Annotated in this window: 21 protein-coding genes and 1 pseudogene; 11 read left to right on the forward strand and 11 right to left on the reverse strand. The window is 65.7% G+C overall.

Features of this window, described 5'->3' with window-relative positions:
- The first annotated feature begins 65 nt into the window (after positions 1–65).
- Positions 66–398 (forward strand): hypothetical protein, encoded by a 333-nt coding sequence (locus AC07PT_RS14875; protein ID WP_492346053.1) that lies wholly within the window; start codon positions 66–68, stop codon positions 396–398.
- Between the two features lie 20 nt (positions 399–418).
- On the opposite strand, the gene AC07PT_RS14880 is transcribed toward AC07PT_RS14875, so the two are convergent.
- Complete coding sequence (locus AC07PT_RS14880) at positions 419–1,069, reverse strand: DsbA family protein (RefSeq protein WP_494657111.1); 651 nt, start codon at positions 1,067–1,069, stop codon at positions 419–421.
- A gap of 46 nt (positions 1,070–1,115) precedes the next feature.
- The gene (locus AC07PT_RS14885) at positions 1,116–1,979 is read right to left on the reverse strand and encodes an MBL fold metallo-hydrolase (protein WP_494657112.1); all 864 of its coding nucleotides are present in this window, start codon (positions 1,977–1,979) and stop codon (positions 1,116–1,118) included.
- A 106-nt stretch (positions 1,980–2,085) separates the two neighbouring features.
- Between AC07PT_RS14885 and AC07PT_RS14890 the strand changes: the two genes are divergently transcribed.
- The gene (locus AC07PT_RS14890) at positions 2,086–2,991 is read left to right on the forward strand and encodes a LysR family transcriptional regulator (RefSeq protein WP_492346056.1); all 906 of its coding nucleotides are present in this window, start codon (positions 2,086–2,088) and stop codon (positions 2,989–2,991) included.
- A gap of 90 nt (positions 2,992–3,081) precedes the next feature.
- Here the strand turns inward: AC07PT_RS14890 and AC07PT_RS14895 are convergent, their stop codons facing one another.
- The 5 genes from AC07PT_RS14895 to AC07PT_RS14915 are packed head-to-tail and all read right to left on the reverse strand — an operon-like array spanning position 3,082 to position 7,211.
- Positions 3,082–3,519, reverse strand: coding sequence for a PaaI family thioesterase (locus AC07PT_RS14895; RefSeq protein WP_492346057.1), 438 nt, complete (start codon positions 3,517–3,519; stop codon positions 3,082–3,084).
- Positions 3,497–4,348: a fumarylacetoacetate hydrolase family protein gene (locus AC07PT_RS14900; RefSeq protein WP_492346058.1), complete on the reverse strand. Its 852-nt coding sequence runs from the start codon at positions 4,346–4,348 to the stop codon at positions 3,497–3,499. The genes AC07PT_RS14895 and AC07PT_RS14900 overlap by 23 nt, the downstream gene beginning before the upstream one ends.
- 19 nt (positions 4,349–4,367) lie before the next feature.
- Complete coding sequence (locus tag AC07PT_RS14905) at positions 4,368–5,120, reverse strand: IclR family transcriptional regulator (protein ID WP_494657113.1); 753 nt, start codon at positions 5,118–5,120, stop codon at positions 4,368–4,370.
- A gap of 10 nt (positions 5,121–5,130) precedes the next feature.
- Positions 5,131–6,633: a bifunctional 3-(3-hydroxy-phenyl)propionate/3-hydroxycinnamic acid hydroxylase MhpA gene (gene mhpA, locus AC07PT_RS14910; RefSeq protein WP_494657114.1), complete on the reverse strand. Its 1,503-nt coding sequence runs from the start codon at positions 6,631–6,633 to the stop codon at positions 5,131–5,133.
- Positions 6,630–7,211: a VOC family protein gene (locus tag AC07PT_RS14915; protein ID WP_492346061.1), complete on the reverse strand. Its 582-nt coding sequence runs from the start codon at positions 7,209–7,211 to the stop codon at positions 6,630–6,632. The genes mhpA and AC07PT_RS14915 overlap by 4 nt, the downstream gene beginning before the upstream one ends.
- Positions 7,212–7,365: 154 nt before the next feature.
- On the opposite strand from AC07PT_RS14915, the gene AC07PT_RS14920 reads away from it, so the two are divergent.
- The 9 genes and pseudogenes from AC07PT_RS14920 (at position 7,366) to AC07PT_RS14960 (ending at position 16,218) form a co-directional block, all read left to right on the forward strand.
- The gene (locus tag AC07PT_RS14920) at positions 7,366–8,343 is read left to right on the forward strand and encodes a Bug family tripartite tricarboxylate transporter substrate binding protein (RefSeq protein ID WP_492346062.1); all 978 of its coding nucleotides are present in this window, start codon (positions 7,366–7,368) and stop codon (positions 8,341–8,343) included.
- Between the two features lie 5 nt (positions 8,344–8,348).
- Positions 8,349–8,747 carry a nuclear transport factor 2 family protein gene (locus tag AC07PT_RS14925; protein WP_494657115.1) on the forward strand — a complete coding sequence of 133 codons (399 nt, stop codon included), beginning with the start codon at positions 8,349–8,351 and terminating at the stop codon, positions 8,745–8,747.
- A gap of 49 nt (positions 8,748–8,796) precedes the next feature.
- Positions 8,797–9,525, forward strand: coding sequence for a 3-oxoacid CoA-transferase subunit A (locus AC07PT_RS14930; protein WP_494657116.1), 729 nt, complete (start codon positions 8,797–8,799; stop codon positions 9,523–9,525).
- Positions 9,526–10,170, forward strand: coding sequence for a 3-oxoacid CoA-transferase subunit B (locus AC07PT_RS14935; protein ID WP_494657117.1), 645 nt, complete (start codon positions 9,526–9,528; stop codon positions 10,168–10,170). It abuts the gene before it with no gap.
- Between the two features lie 34 nt (positions 10,171–10,204).
- A complete protein-coding gene (locus AC07PT_RS14940; RefSeq protein ID WP_494657118.1) occupies positions 10,205–11,008 on the forward strand; it encodes an IclR family transcriptional regulator in 804 nt (267 codons plus the stop codon).
- Between the two features lie 209 nt (positions 11,009–11,217).
- A pseudogene (locus tag AC07PT_RS14945) lies at positions 11,218–12,390 on the forward strand (porin).
- A 296-nt stretch (positions 12,391–12,686) separates the two neighbouring features.
- Positions 12,687–14,264, forward strand: coding sequence for a galactarate dehydratase (gene garD / locus AC07PT_RS14950; RefSeq protein ID WP_494657119.1), 1,578 nt, complete (start codon positions 12,687–12,689; stop codon positions 14,262–14,264).
- 44 nt (positions 14,265–14,308) lie between these two features.
- Positions 14,309–15,367, forward strand: coding sequence for an SMP-30/gluconolactonase/LRE family protein (locus AC07PT_RS14955; protein ID WP_494657121.1), 1,059 nt, complete (start codon positions 14,309–14,311; stop codon positions 15,365–15,367).
- Between the two features lie 113 nt (positions 15,368–15,480).
- Positions 15,481–16,218 carry a FadR/GntR family transcriptional regulator gene (locus AC07PT_RS14960; RefSeq protein WP_494657122.1) on the forward strand — a complete coding sequence of 246 codons (738 nt, stop codon included), beginning with the start codon at positions 15,481–15,483 and terminating at the stop codon, positions 16,216–16,218.
- Positions 16,219–16,251: 33 nt separating this feature from the next.
- On the opposite strand, the gene AC07PT_RS14965 is transcribed toward AC07PT_RS14960, so the two are convergent.
- The 4 genes from AC07PT_RS14965 to arsA all read right to left on the reverse strand — a co-directional run bounded on the left by AC07PT_RS14965 (position 16,252) and on the right by arsA (position 20,377).
- Positions 16,252–17,199: a 2-hydroxyacid dehydrogenase gene (locus tag AC07PT_RS14965; RefSeq protein ID WP_494657123.1), complete on the reverse strand. Its 948-nt coding sequence runs from the start codon at positions 17,197–17,199 to the stop codon at positions 16,252–16,254.
- A gap of 31 nt (positions 17,200–17,230) precedes the next feature.
- A complete protein-coding gene (locus AC07PT_RS14970) occupies positions 17,231–18,229 on the reverse strand; it encodes a Bug family tripartite tricarboxylate transporter substrate binding protein (protein ID WP_492346072.1) in 999 nt (332 codons plus the stop codon).
- 28 nt (positions 18,230–18,257) lie between these two features.
- Positions 18,258–18,395, reverse strand: coding sequence for a hypothetical protein (locus AC07PT_RS14975; protein ID WP_492346073.1), 138 nt, complete (start codon positions 18,393–18,395; stop codon positions 18,258–18,260).
- Between the two features lie 221 nt (positions 18,396–18,616).
- Positions 18,617–20,377, reverse strand: coding sequence for an arsenical pump-driving ATPase (arsA, locus tag AC07PT_RS14980; protein WP_494657124.1), 1,761 nt, complete (start codon positions 20,375–20,377; stop codon positions 18,617–18,619).
- Positions 20,378–20,388 lie beyond the last annotated feature (11 nt).

Raw genomic sequence — 20,388 nt, forward strand, 5'->3', positions numbered from 1 at the left:
CATTAACCGTATAAACTATATATACTGTTTATCTTTGCATCCCACCACGAAAGGAGGTTAACCCAATGACACTTCTGCTTGCTCTCTTATTCGCGATGCTGCTGATGGCATGGCAGCGCCAACTCCACCTGGGGCTTTACCGCGTGGTTCGCACGCGGCGCAAGGGCTGGATGACAGCAGAGCTGCGTTATCGGGACTTCCTCATCGCCCCGCACCGCGAGGCCTTTCCAGAGCCACGCGAAGAACGGCTGGTGGTATGGCGGCTGTTGGGCTGCGTGATTTATGTGCGCCGCCGCAGCGTGGCCCTGCCCAGCCAGTGCGACGCCCGCATCAACCACATCAGCGAGCGCGACTTTGACGCCCGCTTCGAGAACGACTTTCGCCTGACCGCCTGGTGAACTGCGCGCACCTGAGGATCTCAGTGGCCCCGTACCAGGCTGAGCAAGGCCTGGGGTGCACCATACAGCACCTGCCCGGTGACCACCCTTGAGCCGCCCGCGGCCTGCACCTGCAGGGCCGGTACCCCTTGAAGCCCCAGTTGCTGCCAGGCACTGCGGGCTTTTTGCATGCGCTCGCGGGCATGGGCCAACAGGCCGGCATCGCCGATCTGCAAGGCCTGGGCCGCGGCCTGCAGGCCCAGGCCATTGAGCAGGGCGACCACCACGGCAGCATCGCTGGTGGCCAGGCCATCCACATACCGCGCATGCTGCAGCGCGTGCAGGGTCTCAAGCTCACGCCCGGGGGCCGTGATCTGCACCGCACTCAAAGCCCGGGTGGCAGGCCCCGAATCGAAGGGCCTTGAAGCGTCTCCAAGCACCTGGTCTCGGTAAGCCGGGCTGAACACCTGACCGGTCAAGGCCTGGATGCGTTGGTCATTGGCCCAGGCATAGGCCGCCATGCCACTGTCCATGGGCCGGGCCGCCTCATCGGCAAACAGGCCCACTGGCGCCAAGGTCAGCGCAATGTCGGCTTGCCCCTGCAACACATTGAGGGCTGGCGTTGCGCCATAGCACCAGCCGCACAAGGGGTCAAAGAAATAGCGAACCTGGATGGGATCGGTCTGGCTCATGTGGCACTCCGGTTGGGTTGACGGGATGGCGTGATCGTTCAGCGGCTCACCACTTCATCTCGCCCTTGTTGACCTTGGCCCCCAGGTCCAACGACATCGCGCCGGGCAAGCCCGGGTAGGCCTGGTTCATGCCCTGCACCACCGCCGCGCTGTTGGCGCCCTTGGCCAGTTGCTGCTCAAAGGTCTTGAGGTAAGTGCTGGTGAAGCTCAGATTGGCCGGCGTCAGCGGGGTGGCTGCCGCCATGTGGCCCGGCACCACCACCTCCGGCTTCAGGGCCGCCATCTCGTCCAGCTGGGCCACCCAGGCGGCCCGCTCGGCCACCGTCTGCGTATCGGCCGTCCACACATGCATCTGGCCGAATACCCCCAGAGCGCCGGTGACGGTCTTGATCGAAGGGATCCAGACATAAGGGCGGTGCGCCAGCAGGCCTTGCGTGCCGCGCAGTTCAATGACTTCGCCGTCCACGCTCAGGCTGTTGCCTTGCAGGGCCTTGGGCAGCACCGGGGTGACCGGCGCATTGGCGCCCATCTTGGGGCCCCAATAGGCCAGCTTGCCGGCCAGCTTGGCCTGGATCTTCTCCAGCACCGCAGGGGTGGCCACCACCTCGGCGGCCGGGAACAGGGATTTCAGCGTTTCCACGCCAAAGTAGTAGTCGGGATCAGCCTGGCTGACCAGGATGGTCTTGAGCTGCCGGCCGGAGTCGAGCACGTTGGCTGCGATGCGCAGGGCATCGGAGCGCGTGAAGCCCGCGTCGATGACCACCGCCTCCTTGGCGCCATAGACCAGGGTGGAGTTGACGTTGAAGCTGTTGGGCCCAGCGGTATAGACCTGCAGGTGAAGGGGCTCGGCCTGGGCGGCGGCGGCAAAGGCCAGGGACAGGGTGGCGGCGATGACGGTGGTGCGGAACATGAGCAAGGTCCTGGTGGTTGATTGGGATGACCGGCAGTTTAGTTTCCTGAATCGCGCAGATAAACCCGATAATCTGCGCATATCTGTTGCACAAATCGATCAAATCATGGACCGTCTCACTGCCATGCGGGTGTTTGCCGAGGTGGCCACGGCCGGCAGCTTCAGCGCCGCCGCCGACACGCTGGAGATGTCACGCTCGATGGTCACGCGCCATGTGGGCGAGCTGGAGCAATGGCTGGGCACCCGCCTGCTGCAACGCACCACCCGCCAGGTGACCCTCACTGACGCTGGCGAAAACTGCCTACGCCGATGTCAGCAAATGCTGGCCTTGGCCGACAGCCTGCAAGAGGAGACCGACACCCATGGCGACACCTTGCGCGGCTTGCTGCGGGTGACCTGCAGCGTATCGCTGGCCTACGCGCAACTGGCGGCGATGCTGACCGATTTTCTGAGCCGGCACCCGCAGCTCAAGATCGACCTCAATGCCAGCGAGGCGGCCCTCAACCTCGTTGAGGCGCGGGTGGATCTGGCCATCCGCATCAGCAGCGACCCCGACCCGATGTTGATCGCCCGCCCCCTGGCGCCCTGCGAATCGCACCTGGTGGCGGCGCCAGGCTACCTGGCCCGCCAGGGCCGGCCCGAACAACCCGAAGACCTGGGCCGGCACCGCTGCCTGAGCTACGCCAACTTTGGCAAGCATGTGTGGCGACTGACGCGTGGCGATGAGACCCGTGAGGTGGCCGTGGCGGCGTATTTCAGCGCCAACGAAGCCACCGCCCTGATGCAGGCCACCCTGGCCGGCGCGGGCATCGCCCTGCTGCCCAGCTACCTGGTGCACGCCGAACTGGCGGCGGGCCGGCTGCAGGCCGTGCTGCCCGAATGGCAACTGCCCACCCTCACCATCCAGGCGCTGTACCCCTCGCGCCGGCAGCTGTCACCCGCTGTGCGCGCCCTGCTCGATGAGTTGGTGCTGCGCTTCGCCAACCCGCCCTGGCAGACGCACTCGCCCTGACGCGGCGCAGAACCTCCGAATCCAAGCCCCGTGGAATCCCTGGGGGTGGCAGCGGCGCGGCCACCGCGACCCGATCCTCCAACTGAAGTCTCAGGCCACAGGCCCCGCACCGCGCACGCCGATCTGGCACACCGCCGTCGCCGAGGCCACCGCCCGACCGCCTTGGGACAAGGTGGCGCTGAGGTTGGCCACGCGGCGACCGCGGTGGACGAAGCAGGCCTCGGCCTGCAGCGGCCCCGGGCGGGCGGGCCGGTGGAAGGCCACATTGAGGTTCAGGGTCAGGACGACGCCCTCGCCGGCCAGACTGGCATCGAGCAGGCAGGCCGTCACATCGTCGAGCATGGCGCAGAGCATGCCGCCCTGCACCGTGCCAGCAGGGTTGAGAAAGGCGGCCGTGGCCTCGTAGGCCACGCTCAGCCGCCCCTGCGCCAGGTCCAGGGCCAGGGGCTGCGCCCCCAGCAGGCGTGCCACCGGCGGTGTGGGCGGCAAGGCGGCCAGCCCGGGCTCAGGCCTCGTCGCGGATGCCATTGCGCAGCACGCCGATGGCGTCGATGTCGATCTCGACCACGTCACCAGGCTTCATGAACACCGGTGGGGTGCGCTTGTTGCCCACCCCACCCGGCGTGCCGGTCACGATCACGTCGCCGGCCTCCAGCGGAATGAAGGCCGAGATGTAGGCGATCTGGCGTGGGATGCTGTGAATCATCATGTCGGTGGTGGCCCGCTGCATTTCCTGGCCATTGAGGCGGGTGACCAGCGTCATCTGCTGATCGGGGGCGATCTCGTCGGCACTGACCATCCAGGGGCCGAAAGCACCGGTGCGGTAAAAGTTCTTGCCGGGTGTCCATTGCGAGGTGGCCACCTGCCAGTCCCGGATGCTGCCGTCGTTGTAGCAGCTGTAGCCGGCAATGTGGCTCCAAGAGTCCGCTTCGCTGATGCGGCGCCCGCCACGACCGATGATGATGGCGATCTCGCCTTCATAGTCCAGGCGGTGCGACTCGGGCGGACGGATGATGTCCTGGCCGTGGGCCACCTGCGATTCGGTGGTGCGCAGAAACAGCACCGGGCACTCGGTGACCTGCTTGCCCGTCTCACGCACGTGCTCACCGTAGTTCAGGCCCACGCAGACGATCTTGTTCGGATTGGGGATCACAGGCAACAGGGTGAGTTGCGAGAAGCGCAGCGTGGCCGCGTGCTGACCGGCCGCCTCGGCGGCAGCGCCCAGCAGGTCGAGGGCAATCAGCGTCTTGAGGTCGGGGGCACGGTCGCCAAACAAGGGCTTGAGGTCAAGCACGTGTTCGCCTTGGACCAGGCCGTAACTGGGAACACCTTGGTTCAGGAAGCTGACGAATTTCATGGGAACTCCGGTAGGGGTGCTAGGGGATGCGGACCGTGATCTCCTGCGCGGCGCGGGTGAGCAGACGCGCCAGCTTGGGCAGGTCCACCAGCGCCATGCGCTGCACGGTCGTGACAAGGGAAATGGCGCCAAGGACAGAGCCGTCGGCGCGGTACAGCGGCGCAGCCAGTGCCGCCAGCTCGGGCTCCAGTTCTCCGTTGGAGAAGTAGTAGCCCGTCTTGCGGATAGCGCTGTAGTACTTTCTGAAGTCGGACCAGTTGGAGGGCAGTCCGACCGAGCCCACCTCATCGAGGTGCTCGTCGAACAGGCGGTGCAACTGGGCCGGGCTGAGACCGGCCAGAATGACTTTCGGGGCCGCGCCCTGAAACAGGGGACGGGGCCGGCCCCGGCCATAACTCAGGCTGGCGGGTGCGGTGCCAAGTTCGCGGTGGGTGTCCAGCAACTGCTGGCCATACAAGGCCGAGATGACGCAATCAAATCCGGTCTGGGTGACCAGTTCCTGCATGAAGGGCACACCGTGCTGCAGCACCGGATCGGCGCGCCGGATGTAGTAATCCAGCATGATGATGCGCGGTCCCAGCGTGTACTGGGAGTCGGCCGAACGCTGCAGCAGGCCCGCGTCCGTCAGCATCTTCACATAGCGGTAGCCCGTCGGCAGGGAGACCTGGAGCGCGGCCGTGATGGCCTCGGCGCTCCAGCTCAGCTGGCGGTCAGAGAACAGATCCAGCACGCTGAGCATGCGCACGAGGCTGGAATCGGATTTGTCGGTCATGAGGCTCGGGTCAGTGGGGTTGGAGGGGCGCCACGGGCATCAAAGCCGTGATGGCATCCAACTCCCCGGGCGACTTGGCCAAGCCCATGATATAGCGGTCGGGCCGCAACACCACGGCCTGTGCCGCCTGGGCCTGCAGCCAATCCTGCAGGCCGGCGTCGGCCTCCAGCACGGCCGCGCCGGACGCCTGCCAATGCGCCTGGGTGGCCGCCGAGGCCGCCGCCAGCGCCAGGGCGAGGCCGATCACGGCGAAGCGTTGGCCCAGGGCCTCGTCCAGCAGGCGGCCGTCGGCCAAACGGGGCTGAGGGAAGATCTGCGCCACCGGCGCGGCCTCGCCCCGCCACAGGCCTGGGCCGATGCAGGGAGCCGGGAACTCGAAGATCTCGGGCTGATCCTGGCGAAAGCGCGCATCGCGGACGCGCGCCTGCTCGGGATCGGTGGTCTGGATAATGTTGCCCAGGCGCACCGCCAGTTCGATGAACGCGTGCACATGGGGCGAACGCTCGGCCTCGTAGCTGTCCAGCAGCGTGTCCGGGGCTTGCCGAGCCAACACGGCCTGCAGCTTCCAGGCCAGATTGGCCACATCGCGGATCGCCGCGCACATGCCCTGCCCCAGGAAGGGCGGGGTCTGGTGGGCCGCATCGCCGGCCAGCAGCAGGCGGCCCTGACGCCAGCCCTGGGCAATCACGGACTGGAAGGTGTAGATGACGGCCCGCTCGATCTCAGCATGCTCGGGGCTCATCCAGCGGCTGACCAGGCGCCACAGCGACTCGGGCTTGACCAGCTCAACCGGGTCGTCACCGGGCAACACCATGATCTCCCAGCGGCGGCGCCGACCCGTGACGTTGCACCAGGTCATGGGGCGCGCCGGGTCACAGTACTGCACCGTGTGCTCAGGCAGTTCGGGCGCGTTGTCACGCAGCAGTACATCGAACACCAGCCAGGGCTGACGCAAGCCCAGGTCATGCATGGGCGAGCCCATGGCGCAACGCAACATCGAGCGGGCCCCGTCGCAGCCCACCACATAGCGCGCGTGCAGGTTCAAGGGCTCGACATGGTCAGGCGACCGCACGGTGAGCCGCACCTGCTCACCCTCGTCCTGCACGGCCAGCACCTCATGGCGCAACAGCACCTGCACCCGCTCGAAGCGGCGCAAGCCCTCGCGCAACACCTGCTCCAACTCGGGCTGATTGAAGTAGTAGTTGCTGGCGCAGCCGTGCGGGCCATTCAACTGGGTGCCCCCCCGGATCATCAGGGTCTCCCCGTCAGCATTCACGAAGCGCATGCCGTTCAGGCCCGGACGCGAGATCGCTTCCACCTGCTGACGCAGGCCGATGCCCTGGAAGGCCCGCATCACCTCGCCATCGAAATGGATGGCCCGCGGCAGCGGGTAGATGCCGGCCTCGCGGTCCAGCACCAGCACCAACAGCCCGGCCTGGCCCAGCAGGTTGGCCAGCATCGCCCCGGCGGGCCCCAGACCGACGATGGCCACGTCGTGAAGTGTGCTGCTCATGCTGCGCCTCCTTCGGCCCGCCCCATGCGCCGCGCCATTCCGGCCTGCCACTCTGCGCGGCTCTGGAATCGCGGCCGGCTGCTGGCCAGTTGGCGCGCCTGCTCGAACACCTGCTCGTCCGGCTGATCCAGGTCGATGGGCTCACGCAGTGGCTGTTCGCAGTACCAGGGCATGTCCATGAACACCTCCAGGCGGTTGCCTTCGGGGTCGCGGAAGTAGATCGAGATGGCATTGCCATGGGTGGCACTGATCAGTTCACTGCTGCCACTGTCGGCCGCCACGCGCGCTCGCACCGCGCGCAGGGTGGCCAGATCGGGCACCCGCAGCGAAATCTGGTTGATCACGCTGAACGCCAGATCGGCCGGGCGGCCGCTGGCCAAGACGATCTGGTGGTGCTCGGCCGGATCGCGGCTCATGAAGACCAGTTGCACCGGCCCCAGGTCGCCCCGGTCGGTCTCTGTGAAACAAAGCACTTCTTGGTAGTAGCGCGCCATGCGCTCCAGGTCGCACACATAAAAGCCCATGTGGCTGAACACCAGGGAGCCGGGCCGGCTCAAGGGCGGAACAGGAATGCTCATCTTGTCTCCTTTTGATAAGTAGGCATCTGTTTTTTATTCTGCACCAGTTTTTTATCTTTGTTTTCTTATATTTTGACATTCAATTGTTTTTTACTGCAAAATTCAGCCGTCGAACGACAAAGAGACTCACACCATGAAAAACAGGAGACTTGCCTTGAACCTATTCACCCGCTGCCTGGGCGCCTTGCTGCCCACTCTGGCTTTGCTGAGCAGCCCCGCGGCCAGCGCCCAGGACTACCCCAGCAAACCGATCCGGATCATTGCGCCCTTCGCCGCGGGCACCGGCCCCGATGCCAACACCCGCGAAATCGCGGCCGAGTTGACACGCGTGCTAGGCCAGCCCGTGGTGGTTGAGAACCGCCCCGGGGCCTCGTCGACCATCGGCATGGATGCTGCTGCCCGCTCGGCCCCCGATGGCTACACCCTGGTGATGGGCTCGACCACTTCACACTCGGTGGTGCCAGCCCTGTACCGCAAGGTGCCTTACAACGCAGAGCGCGATTTCGCCCCGATCAGCATCCTGGGCCTGCTCAATACCGCCTTGCTGGCCAATGCCAACCTGCCCGAGACCAACGCCCGTGAGGTGCTGGCCCGGCTGAAGTTGCAGCCCGAAGGTCTGGTGGCCGGCACCTCCGGCGTGGGCAGCTACTCACACCTGGCCGGCGAGTGGTTTGCCCACAGCGCAGGGGTGCGCTTGAACTTTGTGCCGTACAACACCACCAGCCCCTATGCCGACCTGGTCTCGGGCCAGGTTCAGCTGATGTTCGATGCCCTGCCCACCGCCCTGGGCAACGTGAAGGCCGGCAAACTCAAGGTGCTGGCCTTGACCGGCACCAGCCGGCACCCCAGCTTTCCGGATGTGCCCACCTTTGCCGAACTGGGCCTGAAGGACTACAGCCCCACAGCCTGGACCGGCCTGTTTGCCCCGGCCGGAACGCCCAAGCCCATCGTGGACAAACTGAGCGCAGCCATGCAAAAGGCCAGCACCCAGAACCCGGCCTTGATCGAACGGTGGCGCTCCTATGGCGGCGAGCTCAAGGCCAACACGCCTGAAGCCTTTGCCGCCTTTCTGAAGCAGGACGCCGTGCTGTGGGGCCAAGCCATCCGCCACACCGGCCTCAAGCTGGACTGAGCGCCATGAGCCCCACCCTTGAGCCGCTGGCCCAGGCCCAGGCGCTGGAGGCCGGGCGCGCCGCCGCCCTGCTGGCGGGCGACCGCGCCGGTTTGCAGGCCCTGCTTTCGCCCGGCCTGGTGTATGTGCATTCCAGCGGACTGCGCGACAGCTGCGCCAGCCTGATGGCCCGGCTGACCAACGGACAGCTGCGCTACCAGGACCTGTCGCTGGACGACCTGCAATGCCAGGCGCACGAAGGCACGCTGATCGTGACTGGGCGCATGCGTGCCAGCGTGCTCAAGGCCGGGCAGGCCCTGCGCGTGGACAGCCTGTTCATGACCGTCTGGCTGGCGCAGCCGTGCGCACCGAGTGGTGCCCGCTGGCAACTGGTGGCCCACCACGGCCTGCCCACGCCGCGTTGAGCCAAATGGCCGCGCTCTTTTCACCTTCTTCCATTTGCAGGAGCAAGCCTTGATCGACAAAGAACGGCCTTCCGTGGCCGCGGCCCTGGAGGGCTTGCAGGATGGCGCCACGGTGCTGATCGGCGGGTTCGGCACCGCTGGCATTCCCAATGAACTGATTGAGGGCCTGATCGAACGCGGCACGCGCGATCTCACCGTGGTCAACAACAACGCCGGCAATGGCCACGCAGGCCTGGCCGCCCTGCTCAAGACCGGGCGGGTGCGCAAGATCGTCTGCAGCTTTCCGCGCAGCGCCGACAGCTTTGTGTTCGACGAGCTTTACCGCAGCGGCCGCATTGAACTGGAGCTGGTGCCCCAGGGCAACCTGGCCGAGCGCCTGCGCGCGGCGGGCGCAGGCATCGGGGCCTTCTACACCCCGACAGGCTACGGCACTGCACTGGCCATGAACCCAGATGGCCGACCCAAGGAAACCCGCGTGATCGATGGCCGCGGCCATGTGCTGGAGTACCCGCTGCGAGGCGACCTGGCCCTGATCAAGGCCGAGGCGGGGGATCGATGGGGCAATCTGACCTTCCGAAAGGCCGCCCGCAACTTCGGCCCGGTGATGGCCACCGCGGCCAAGCGCACTGTCGCCACCGTGCATGAGATCGTCGAACTGGGCCAACTGGATCCCGAGACCATCGTCACGCCCGGCATCTTTGTCTCCCACCTCGTGAAGGTCGGACGCACCACCACCCAAGCCGGCGGGTTCCGATCCGCGCAGCCTCAGGAGTCCTGAATGAGCCCCCCCCAAGCCCGCAGCAAGACCGCACTGGCCCAGCGCGTCGCGCAGGACATCTTCGACGGCGCCTATGTCAACCTGGGCATCGGCATGCCCACCCAGGTGGCCAATCACCTGCCCGCAGGTGTCGAGGTGGTGCTGCACAGCGAGAACGGCATCCTGGGCATGGGCCCGGCACCGGCCCCTGGCCAGGAGGACTACGACCTCATCAACGCCGGCAAGCAGCCGGTCACCCTGCTGCCGGGCGGCGCCTTCTTTCACCATGCCGACAGCTTTGCCATGATGCGTGGCGGCCACCTCGACATCTGTGTGCTGGGCGCCTTCCAGGTGTCGGCCACGGGCGACCTGGCCAACTGGAGCACCGGCGAGCCGGGCGCCATCCCCGCTGTGGGCGGCGCCATGGACCTGGCGATTGGCGCCAAGCAGACCTGGGTGATGATGGACCTGCTGAGCAAGTCGGGCCAGAGCAAGGTGGTGGCGCAGTGCACCTACCCCTTGACCGGGGTGGCCTGCGTGAAGCGCATCTACACCGACCTGGCCACACTCGAGTGCACCCCTTGGGGTCTGCAATTGATCGACCGGGCCGATGGCCTGAGCCACGCCGAACTTGAGGCCCGGGTCGGCCTGCCGATCCGTGGCTGAGGCACCGCAAAGTCAAACCCCTTGAGCCAACCCCATGGCCCAGCCTCATCCCCCCACCACCGAGGCCTCGGCCACCCTGGCCAAGGGCCTGCGCATCCTCAGCGAATTTGCGGCTTGCGAGAGCCTGGGCAACGGCGATCTGGCCGGGCGCACCCAGTTGCCCAAGGCCACCATCTCGCGCATGACCTCGACCCTGCATGCCCTGGGCTACCTGCGCTGGGACGACGGCACACGCAAGTTCAGCATGGGCGAGCGCCTGCTGTGCATGGGTGCCAGCATCCAGCAGCGGCTGGGACTGGGCCCCGAGACCGACTGGCGGCTGCAGCAATGGGCCCAGGCCCAACACTGCGAGGTGCTGGTAAGCCGGCTTGAGCACGAACGCGTGCTGTGCCTCAAGGCCTATGGCCCCCGGCCAGTCACGGCAGCGGGGCCGTCCCAGGTTCGGGCCGGCGACGCGCTGCCGCTGTGGCACAGCTCGGCCGGCCTGCTGCACTGCATCACGGGTCCTCTGGCCACCCGCACCCGGCTGCTGGCCCAATTACACCAACAGCCCGAGGCCCAGCAGACGTTGGCGCGCGAGCACATTGCAGCCGCCTACCGGAGCTTTCAACAGCAGGGATTCATCCGGCTTGAGGAAGACTGGCGTCCCGGCACGGTGGGCTTGAGTTTTCCGGCTCGATTATGTGAGCAGTCCACCTTCCTCAGTATTACCTTGCTATTTGACAGACCAGAAAATATCAATCCGATTTGGATTGATGATTTCATTAATACCTTTCAAACGACAAGCCAGCACCGACCACCCGGGCCATCCGACAAGCCCGGATTCATTGGGCCTTGAAGACTTTCAAGCCCATCTCGGTGCGCCATTCGAGCGATCGAATGGCATTTTCAGTCCTGTTCCAACTGATGGAACGAAAACCGATCAAGGCTCCACATACAGCGCCAAAGATAATCCGCCATCCATAATCAAATGGCTTCGGCAATTCATTATCTTTACCAATAATCAGGAGACCTGTTTTGAAACGCTTCCACCCCACCCCCTGGTTGATGCTGGCCGGCCTCGGCTTCAGCGGCTTGGCTCAGGCCCAGTCCTCGGTCACCTTGTTCGGCATCGTCGACGCCGGTTATGAAAGTGTGCGCACCGCCTCCGGCCGGGTCTCGGGCCTGGCCCCCTCGGGCAACAGTGCCAGCCGCCTGGGCTTCAGGGGCACTGAAGACCTGGGCGGCGGCCTGAGCGCCAGTTTCTGGCTGGAGGCCGCGCTGGCCATCAACAGTGGCATCAGCAATTCAGGCACCTCGCCCAACAACCAGAACGGGGTGGCCTCGAACGTGGCCGGCGGGGGCCTGACCTTCGGCCGGCGTGCCACGCTGAGCCTGAACAGCGCGGCCGGCGAGCTGCGCCTGGGCCGCGACTACGTGCCTACCTTCTGGAACCTGGCCGTGTTCGACCCCTTCGGCGTGGCCGGCGTGGGCACCCTGATCGCCACCTACGCGGCCCTGGGCGCCTCGGGCGGAGGCAGCGGCGCCACTTCGGTGCGCTCGTCCAATTCGATCAGCTACTTTCTGCCGGCCAGCCTGGGTGGGCTGTATGGCCAGGCCAGCTACGCCTTCGGCAACAACGCCGACACGGCGTCCGCCACGGCCTACGGCAGCAGCAACGTGAACATCAAAGACAACGGCAACTACGCTGGCGCCCGCGTGGGCTATGCGGCGGGGCCTGTGAACGTGGCGGCGGCCTACGGCCGACGCAGCTACTAGGCGGGCACCAACAGCACGGCCAACCTGCTGGGCATGCCCGTCACCGGAGGCAACTACACCGACACCAACCTGGGCGGCTCCTACGATTTCGGGGCACTCAAGCTGATGGGTACCATGACCCGCCAGCAGGTCGCCGACGTGGGCAGCCTGGGCAACACCGCCTCGATCAAGGGCTGGTCGCTGGCCTTCAACGCCCCCGTAGGTGCCGGCAACTGGATCGCCCAGTACGGTGCCTTGAAAGTGGGCGGCGCCCGCGCAGACAAATGGGCTGTGGGCTACGTGCACAACCTGTCCAAGCGCACCGCGCTGTACACCACCTGGGCGCATGTGGGCAACCAGGGCGGTGCATCGATGACAGCCGGCTCGTTCAGCGGCGGCTCGCTGGTGCCGGCAGGTACGGCCAACAGCAATGCCAACGGCAGCTCGACCGGGTTCGACCTGGGCATCCGCACCACCTTCTGAGCCCACCGGGCATGCCGCCAGACCGAAGGCCGGCACCGCGACTTTCTCCAAGCCCCCTGCCGGCCCCGAGCTGGCCTGGGCTTTTCCCGGCCTTGCGGCCGGATTTTTTCACACGCAGCCGCCTTATCCAATGTCAGTCGGGCACCGGCCGGACAGGGCTTGCCCCCGCTTTTCTTGACAGCCAAACTGTTAACGTTACCATTCTGCTTGTGAAATCTGAATACGCTTAAGCAATTGGCTTTCTTCTGCTTGGCGTGTCAACCCAGAATGACAACGTTTTCTAGTGAATCCCCAAGATGACCTCAAGCCCCGCCACCCCTCTGTACATCACCATGCACGCGCTCGACAACGTGGCCATTGTGGTCAACGATGGGGGCCTGCCCGCGGGCACCCGCTTTGCCTCGGGCCTGGTGCTGCGCGAGAAAGTGCCGCAGGCCCACAAGGTGGCCCTGGTGGACATTGGCCAGGGTGAGGCGGTACGCCGCTACAACGTGCCGATCGGCTATGCCTTGCAGGCCATCCCGGCCGGCAGTTGGGTGCACGAAGGGCTGTTGAAGATGCCAGCGGCCCGTGAACTGCAAGGCCTGCCCATGGCCACGGTGAAACCCGCCCCGTTGCCGCCGCTGACGGGCTACACCTTCGAGGGCTACCGCAATGCCGATGGCTCGGTGGGCACGCGCAACATTCTGGCCGTGACCCAGACCGTGCAGTGCGTGGCCGGCGTCACCGACTTTGCCGTGCAGCGCATCAAGGCCGAGCTGCTGCCGCGCTACCCCCATGTCGACGACGTGGTGGCCCTGGAGCACACCTATGGCTGCGGCGTGGCCATCGACGCCCCCGATGCCGTCATCCCCATCCGCACCGTGCGCAACATCAGCCTCAACCCCAACTTTGGTGGCGAGGTCATGGTCATCAGCCTGGGCTGCGAAAAACTCCAGCCCGAGCGCCTGCTGCCCCCGGGCAGCATCCCCATCCGCGACGAACGCGGCCAACCCACCGGCGCCGACGCCCCGCTGGACACCGTGTGCCTGCAAGACGAGGCCCACGTGGGCTTCATGTCCATGGTCGAGCACATCCTGCGCCAGGCCGAGGTGCACCTGCAGCGCCTGAACGCACGCCGACGCGAGACCGTGCCCGCCAGCGAGCTGGTGGTGGGCGTGCAGTGTGGTGGCAGCGACGCGTTCTCGGGCGTGACCGCCAACCCCGCGGTGGGCTTTTGCACCGATTTGCTGGTGCGCGCCGGCGCCACCGTGATGTTCTCGGAGGTGACCGAGGTGCGCGACGGCATCGACCAGCTCACCGCCCGTGCCGCCAGCCCCGAGGTGGCCCAGGCCATGATCCGCGAGATGGCCTGGTACGACGCCTACCTGAACCAGGGCCGCGTGGACCGCAGCGCCAACACCACACCGGGCAACAAGAAGGGCGGGCTGTCGAACATCGTCGAAAAGGCCATGGGCTCGATCGTGAAGAGCGGCAGCGCCCCCATCAGTGGCGTGATCTCGCCCGGCGAAAAGCTCACGCAAAAAGGCCTGATCTACGCCGCCACCCCGGCCAGCGACTTCATCTGCGGCACGCTGCAGCTGGCTGCCGGCATGAACCTGCATGTGTTCACCACCGGCCGCGGCACCCCCTACGGGCTGGCCGAGGTCCCGGTGATCAAGGTGGCCACGCGCAACGACCTGGCCCAACGCTGGCATGACCTGATGGATGTGAATGCGGGCCGCATCGCCAGCGGCGAGAAAACCATCGAGCAGGTGGGCTGGGAACTGTTCGAGCTGATGCTCGGTGTGGCCAGCGGCCGCCAAAAGACCTGGGCCGAGCAGTGGAAGCTGCACAACGCCCTGGTGCTGTTCAACCCGGCACCCGTGACCTGAGGCGCCAGCCCGACAGCGATTTTTCAACGAAGACGGAGACAAGCATGAACGAACCCCAAGCAACCCCGGCACGCCGCCAATTCATGAAGACCGCCACCGGCGCCGGCCTGGCCGCCTTGAGCGGGCTGGCGGCAGCCCAGAAGATCGACTTCAAGCCCAACGCACGCTACCCCGACATGGCCGTCGAGGTGCTGGACCCGAGCTTTCTCAAGTACCGCCTCTACAGCAGCTCGGTCGAGCAGTTGGCCAGCGGCATGCGCTGGGCCGAGGGACCGGTGTACTTTCCAGCCGGGCGCTACCTGCTGCTGAGCGATATCCCGAACAACCGCATCATGAAGTACGACGAAACCAACGGCGCCTTCAGCGTGTTCCGTGAGCAAGCCAACTATGCCAACGGCAACACCCGCGATCGCCAGGGCCGGCTGCTGACCTGCGAACACTCACTCACCCGCCGCGTGACGCGCACCGAGTACAACGGCAAGATCACCGTGCTGGCCGACCAGTACGAAGGCAAGCGCCTGAACGCACCCAACGACATCGTGGTCAAGTCAGACGACAGCGTGTGGTTCACCGACCCGCTGTTCGGCATCAATGGCGAATGGGAGGGCTTCAAGGCCAAGCCCGAACAGGCCACCACCAACGTGTACCGCATCGACCCCAACGGACAGATCCGCGCCATCATCACCGACTTGGTGAACCCCAACGGCCTGGCCTTTTCGCCGGACGAGAAAAAGCTGTATGTGGTGGAGTGGAAAGGCACGCCCAGCCGCAGCATCTGGGCCTATGACATCGCGGCCGACGGCAGCGCCTCGAACAAGACCAAGTTGATTGATGCCAACGGCCCGGGTGCTCTCGACGGCTTCAAGGTGGACCGCGACGGCAACCTGTGGTGCGGCTGGGGCTCGGATGGACGCCTGGGCGTGAACCCGGCCGACCACGACGGCGTGCGGGTGTTCAACTCCCAGGGCAAGGCCATTGCCCACATCCACCTGCCTGAGCGCTGCCCCAACCTGACGTTTGGCGGCCCCAAGGGCAACCGCCTCTACATGGCCAGCTGCCACTCGCTCTACGCGTTGTACGTGGAGGCCGAGGGCGCAGCCTGAGCCGCCGTTGCTTTTAATCAGGCCCGGGGCGGGTGGCGAGGTCGCCGCGTCATGCAAAATCGAGGCTGAGCTGGCACCAGCCCGCTTGACCTCAACCCGGCCCGACCTTGACCGTGACTTCACCTCGCCCCCAGCCTCCCCGCAAAGCCCCAGCCCGTGCGCTGGAGTTGGTTGAACAGTTGGCGGCCCGCATCCAGGCGGGCCAGCTGCGCGCTGGCGACAAACTGCCCGCCGAGGCCGATCTGATGGTGCAGTTCGGCGTCAGCCGCACGGTGGTGCGCGACGCACTGACCAGCCTCAAGGCCCGGGGCTTGATCTATGCGCACCAGGGTCTGGGGACCTTTGTGTCTGCGCTACAAGACGCCCGCCCTTTTTCGATCGACCCGGCCAGCATGCACTCCCTGCCCGACCTGCTGGCCGTGCTGGAGCTGCGCATGGGCCTGGAGCCCGAGGCCGCCGCCATGGCGGCCCAGCGGCGTACCGAGGCCCATCTGCAGCAACTGCGCCAGTCGCTGGATGCGGTGACCCAGGCCTGGCTGGCCAATACCGACCCGGTGGGGGCCGATTTTCGCTTTCACTGCGAGATTGCCCGTGCCTCACAAAGCCCGCATTACATCGCGATGATGGGCACACTGAGCCCCGGCAGCCTGCCGCGCTGCTGGCAAACCACGCAAGACCCGGTTGAGGAAGGCCGGCGCAACTACCTCGACCACGTGGCCGACGAGCATGAAGAGATCTACTCGGCCATCCTGCATCAACAGCCCGAGGCGGCGCGCGCCGCCATGCGCCTGCACATCGCCAAAAGCCGCGAACGCCACCGGGCGCTGGAGGCCCGCAACACGGCGGGTTGAGGCAGCCACCCGAGGGGCCCACCTCACGGCGGATCAGTGCGCCTGCGACACCAGTGGCCGGCCGGCAAAAAACGCCTCCAGGTTCTCGATCACCCGGTCAGCCATGGCCTGCCGGGTTTCGTGGGTACCACTGGCCACATGGGGCAGCAGCACCACCTGATCCATCTGGCGCAAGGCCTCGGGCACCTGGGGCTCGGCCTCAAACACATCCAGCCCTGCGCCGGCAATGGTGCCGTCGGCCAGGGCCTGCACCAGCGCGGCCTCATCGATCACGCTGCCCCGGGCCACGTTGATGATGAAGCCCTTGGGGCCCAAGGCCTGCAGCACAGCCTGGTTGACCAGGTGGTGGGTGGCGGCGCCACCGGCAGCGGCGATCACGAGAAAGTCACTCCAGCGCGCCAGTTCGATCAGGCTGGGCTCGAAGGTATGGGGCGAGCCCGCCACCGGATGCCGATTGGTGTAGCGCACGCTCATGTCAAAGCCGCTGGAGCGGCGGGCGATGGTGCTGCCAATGCGCCCCATGCCGAAGATGCCCAGCTTCTTGCCACTGACACGGGTGGTCATGGGGTACTTGGCCGACGTCCAGGCGCCACGGCGCACAAAGCGGTCGCCGGCTGCAATCTGCCGGGCCACATCGATCAACAGGCCGAAGGCCAGGTCGGCCACGCAGTCGGTCAGCACTTCGGGGGTGTAGCCCACCTGCACCCCCCGTGCGCTGGCGTAGGCCACATCGATCTTGTCCAGGCCGACGCCGAAGCTCGAAATCACCTTGAGCTGAGGCAACGCTGCGATGACGGCGTTGTCCACCCCGATGGCGGCCGAGGTGACCAGGCCGGCGAAAGTGTGGCCCTGGGCCTTCAGGAAAGCGGCCGGGTCGGCCTCGTCGGCCAGGCGGTGCACGGTGTAGCGGGCCGCCAGCGCGGCTTCAAGCTGGGGCATCTGACGGCCGATCTGGATCAGGCGGGGTGAGGTGGTGGTCATGGGAGAAGCTCGGGTCGTTCAGGGAAAAAAGTCAGTCGACGTGGATGTTCTTATCGGCAATGATTTGCGCGTAACGCTTGCGGTCGCTGGCAATGAGCTTGGCAAACGCGTCGGGGGTGCTGCCCACGGGCAGTGCGCCCAGTTCGGCCAGCCGGGCCTTGACCTCATCCAGCGCCAGCACCTGCCGGATGTCGGCTGAAATCTTATCGGTGATCTCCCGCGGGGTGCCGGCCGGCGCCAACAGCCCCACCCAGGAGATGGAATCAAAGCCCGGGATGGCACCTTCGGCCAGCGTCGGCACCTGTGGCAAGGCGGGCACCCGGGTCTTGCCGGTGACGGCCAGCGCACGTACCTTGCCACTCTTGAGGTGCCCACTCGATTCAAGCACCGTGGCAAAACAAAGTTGCACATGGCCGGCCAACAGGTCGCCCACGGCCGGGCCACCCCCCCGGTAGGGCACGTGTTGCACAGCGGTTCCGGAGCCACTCTTGAACATCTCTGCCGCCAGGTGCATCGAACTGCCCGCACCCGAGGTGCTGTAGCTCATGGCATCAGGCTTGGATTTGGCCAGTGCGATGAACTCTTCCACCGTCTTGGCGGGCACCTGGGCATTCACCATCATCACCAGGGGCAGTTCCGCCACCAGGGACACGGGCACGAAGGCCGTGTCGGGCGAATACGGCATCGACTTGTACAACGAGGGGTTGATGGCCTGGGTGCCGATGTTGCCAAACAGCAAGGTGTAGCCGTCGCTTTTGGCCTTGGCCACGAAGTCAGCGCCGATCATGCCGGCAGCGCCGCCCTTGTTGTCGACGATGACCGACCTGCCCCACTTCTGACTCAGGCGCGTGGCGATCAGGCGGGCACTGGTGTCGGTGCCGCCGCCGGGTGGAAACGGCACCACCAGGGTCACCGGTCGGTTCGGGAAATCATGGGCCTGGGCATGCACGGCCGTGCCCAGAACACAGGCACTGAGCGCGGCCAGGCCCAGGATCCAACGACGGCCTGAAAGGTGGGAGGGTGTTTTCATGCGGGTCTCCTGAGGTTGTTGTGGTGCTTCATCCGGGCTCGATGCCGGCTGGCTGGATCAACATCGATGCGGCGCCGGCGTGCACCCGCGTGATCGACCACTGCAGCTCACTGGCCAGCACTGGCAGGCTGGGCAGGGCCGGTCTGGCCAACAGCAGGGATGTCATGTCGTCTCCATGTGCGTTCGCTCATGGCGAGCGCTTCATCAATGATTGTCGTTGTCATTACCGTCACATTTTTTTGAAAACCCACCCTGCAAATAAGATGTTGCAAGGGGATTTTTCTATTTGAACAGCAATGACAACGATACCATTTTTAAAAACGACTGAACAGAAGCCGCCAGGCGGCCCTGCCCCCCCCATGCCCACTCAAACCCGCCGGACGGGTATCAGGGCCTGACAAGCTCCTGCAAGGCCGCCACGCCCACCGGCGGCTTCGCGGTCCAGGGAACGCTGTAGACCGAATGCCCGGCCAGCCCCAGGACACGCTCGATTTGCCGGTGCTCACTGAGCAGTCGCGCCTGGAGCAAGGGATCCTGGGTGGCCGTGGCCAGCAAGGATTTGTTGATCACCCACGCAAAGGGCTCGATCTGGGCGCGCCGCAGGTCATCCTGAAGAGCCGCCGCCTGCGAGACCGGTGTTGCCTCAGGCAGGGTCACCAGGATGATCTTCGTGTAGTCGGCATCTTGCAGGCGCATCAGCGGGGTCACGATGCGCCCTGCCCCTTTGCCTTCAAACTCTCTGAGCATCTGACGGTGGTAGGCGCCGGTGGCGTCCATGAGCAACAAAGAATGCCCGGTTGGAGCGGTGTCCAGCACAACAAAAGCACTTCTGGCCTGCGAAACCACATGCGAGAAGGCATGAAATACCGCCACCTCTTCTGTACAGGGTGAGCGCAGGTCTTCGATCAACAGGTCTTTTTCGGCAGCCGTCATGCCGGGCGACCTGGCCGCCACGATTTTGTCCACGTATTTTTGGGTCTCGGCCTTGGGGTCGATCCGGCCGACGCTCAAGCCAGGCACCTCGCCCTCGAGGGTGACCGCCAGGTGAGCGGCAGGGTCGGTGGTGCTGAGGTGAACCGATTTGCCATGTCGGACCAGGCCCAGGGCCAGCGCAGCTGCCACGGTGGTTTTACCGACGCCGCCCTTGCCCATCACCATGATCAAGCCGTGCTCGCCCTGGGCCAGTTCGGCCACCAGATCCCCCATACCGGGATGCGCCCGGGCCAGATCAAGCGCCAGGGGTGGAGGGGCATCGACCGGATTGCCCGACAGCAGCGCCCTGAGCGCCGCCAAGCCCACGGAATCGACAGGACGCAAGGCCACCAGATCGCAAGGCAAGTGGCGAAGTGCATCGGGCATCGCCCGCAGCGCCTGCTGCCCCAAGTCCTCCAGTGCCATGGCGATGGCGTCTTGCCGGTCGCTGGCCTTGAACACGGCATTGACCACCAGGCGCTGCCGAGTCAGCCCCAGCGCCAGCAGTTCGACCGAGGACCTGGCGGCCTCCTGCAGGGCGCTGGCCTCGGGGCGGGCCACCAGAACCAGGCTGGTCAACGCCGGATCGTTCAGCGACTTCAAGGCCCGGTTGAAGAGTTGCTCCTGCATCTTCAAGCCCGAATGCGGGCCCAGGCACGAAGCCCCCCGGTCATTGCCGCCCAGAAACCCGCTCCAGGCCTTGGGCAGGCTGAGCAGCCTCAGCGTGTGGCCCGTGGGCGCCGTGTCAAACACCACGTGGTCAAAGGCCTCGCCCCCATCCGAGAGAAGGCTGGCAAATTCGTCGAACGTGGCGATCTCGGTGGTGCAGGCACCCGAGAGCTGTTCGCGCACCGTGGACACGTCCTCCGAGCTGGCCTGAGGCCCCATCTGCTCGATGACGCGCACGCGGTAACTCCGGGCAGCGGCCTCGGGGTCGATGTTCAAAACCGAGAGGCCGGCCACACCCGGCACGGTGACCGGTTGATTGCGCAACTCGACCCCCAGCATCTCGTCCAGGTTGGAGGCTGAATCGGTGCTGACCAGCAAGACCTTTTTACCTGAATCTGCCAGGGCAATGGACACCGCTGTGGACACTGAGGTCTTGCCCACGCCGCCCTTTCCGGTGAAGAAAAGGTACTTGGTCGGGGCATCCAGAAGACGGATGGATGACGGCATGAATTTCCTGT

The sequence above is a fragment of the Curvibacter sp. GW821-FHT09D12 genome, assembly GCF_059416245.1.

What these genes read in the sequence shown, in the direction of transcription:
- AC07PT_RS14875 (WP_492346053.1), top strand. Translation starts at nt 66, where the DNA reads ATGACACTTCTGCTTGCTCTCTTATTCGCGATGCTGCTGATGGCATGG.
- AC07PT_RS14880 (WP_494657111.1), bottom strand. Translation starts at nt 1,069, where the DNA reads ATGAGCCAGACCGATCCCATCCAGGTTCGCTATTTCTTTGACCCCTTG.
- AC07PT_RS14885 (WP_494657112.1), bottom strand. Translation starts at nt 1,979, where the DNA reads ATGTTCCGCACCACCGTCATCGCCGCCACCCTGTCCCTGGCCTTTGCC.
- AC07PT_RS14890 (WP_492346056.1), top strand. Translation starts at nt 2,086, where the DNA reads ATGGACCGTCTCACTGCCATGCGGGTGTTTGCCGAGGTGGCCACGGCC.
- AC07PT_RS14895 (WP_492346057.1), bottom strand. Translation starts at nt 3,519, where the DNA reads ATGGCATCCGCGACGAGGCCTGAGCCCGGGCTGGCCGCCTTGCCGCCC.
- AC07PT_RS14900 (WP_492346058.1), bottom strand. Translation starts at nt 4,348, where the DNA reads ATGAAATTCGTCAGCTTCCTGAACCAAGGTGTTCCCAGTTACGGCCTG.
- AC07PT_RS14905 (WP_494657113.1), bottom strand. Translation starts at nt 5,120, where the DNA reads ATGACCGACAAATCCGATTCCAGCCTCGTGCGCATGCTCAGCGTGCTG.
- mhpA (WP_494657114.1), bottom strand. Translation starts at nt 6,633, where the DNA reads ATGAGCAGCACACTTCACGACGTGGCCATCGTCGGTCTGGGGCCCGCC.
- AC07PT_RS14915 (WP_492346061.1), bottom strand. Translation starts at nt 7,211, where the DNA reads ATGAGCATTCCTGTTCCGCCCTTGAGCCGGCCCGGCTCCCTGGTGTTC.
- AC07PT_RS14925 (WP_494657115.1), top strand. Translation starts at nt 8,349, where the DNA reads ATGAGCCCCACCCTTGAGCCGCTGGCCCAGGCCCAGGCGCTGGAGGCC.
- AC07PT_RS14935 (WP_494657117.1), top strand. Translation starts at nt 9,526, where the DNA reads ATGAGCCCCCCCCAAGCCCGCAGCAAGACCGCACTGGCCCAGCGCGTC.
- AC07PT_RS14940 (WP_494657118.1), top strand. Translation starts at nt 10,205, where the DNA reads ATGGCCCAGCCTCATCCCCCCACCACCGAGGCCTCGGCCACCCTGGCC.
- garD (WP_494657119.1), top strand. Translation starts at nt 12,687, where the DNA reads ATGACCTCAAGCCCCGCCACCCCTCTGTACATCACCATGCACGCGCTC.
- AC07PT_RS14955 (WP_494657121.1), top strand. Translation starts at nt 14,309, where the DNA reads ATGAACGAACCCCAAGCAACCCCGGCACGCCGCCAATTCATGAAGACC.
- AC07PT_RS14965 (WP_494657123.1), bottom strand. Translation starts at nt 17,199, where the DNA reads ATGACCACCACCTCACCCCGCCTGATCCAGATCGGCCGTCAGATGCCC.
- AC07PT_RS14970 (WP_492346072.1), bottom strand. Translation starts at nt 18,229, where the DNA reads ATGAAAACACCCTCCCACCTTTCAGGCCGTCGTTGGATCCTGGGCCTG.
- AC07PT_RS14975 (WP_492346073.1), bottom strand. Translation starts at nt 18,395, where the DNA reads ATGACATCCCTGCTGTTGGCCAGACCGGCCCTGCCCAGCCTGCCAGTG.
- arsA (WP_494657124.1), bottom strand. Translation starts at nt 20,377, where the DNA reads ATGCCGTCATCCATCCGTCTTCTGGATGCCCCGACCAAGTACCTTTTC.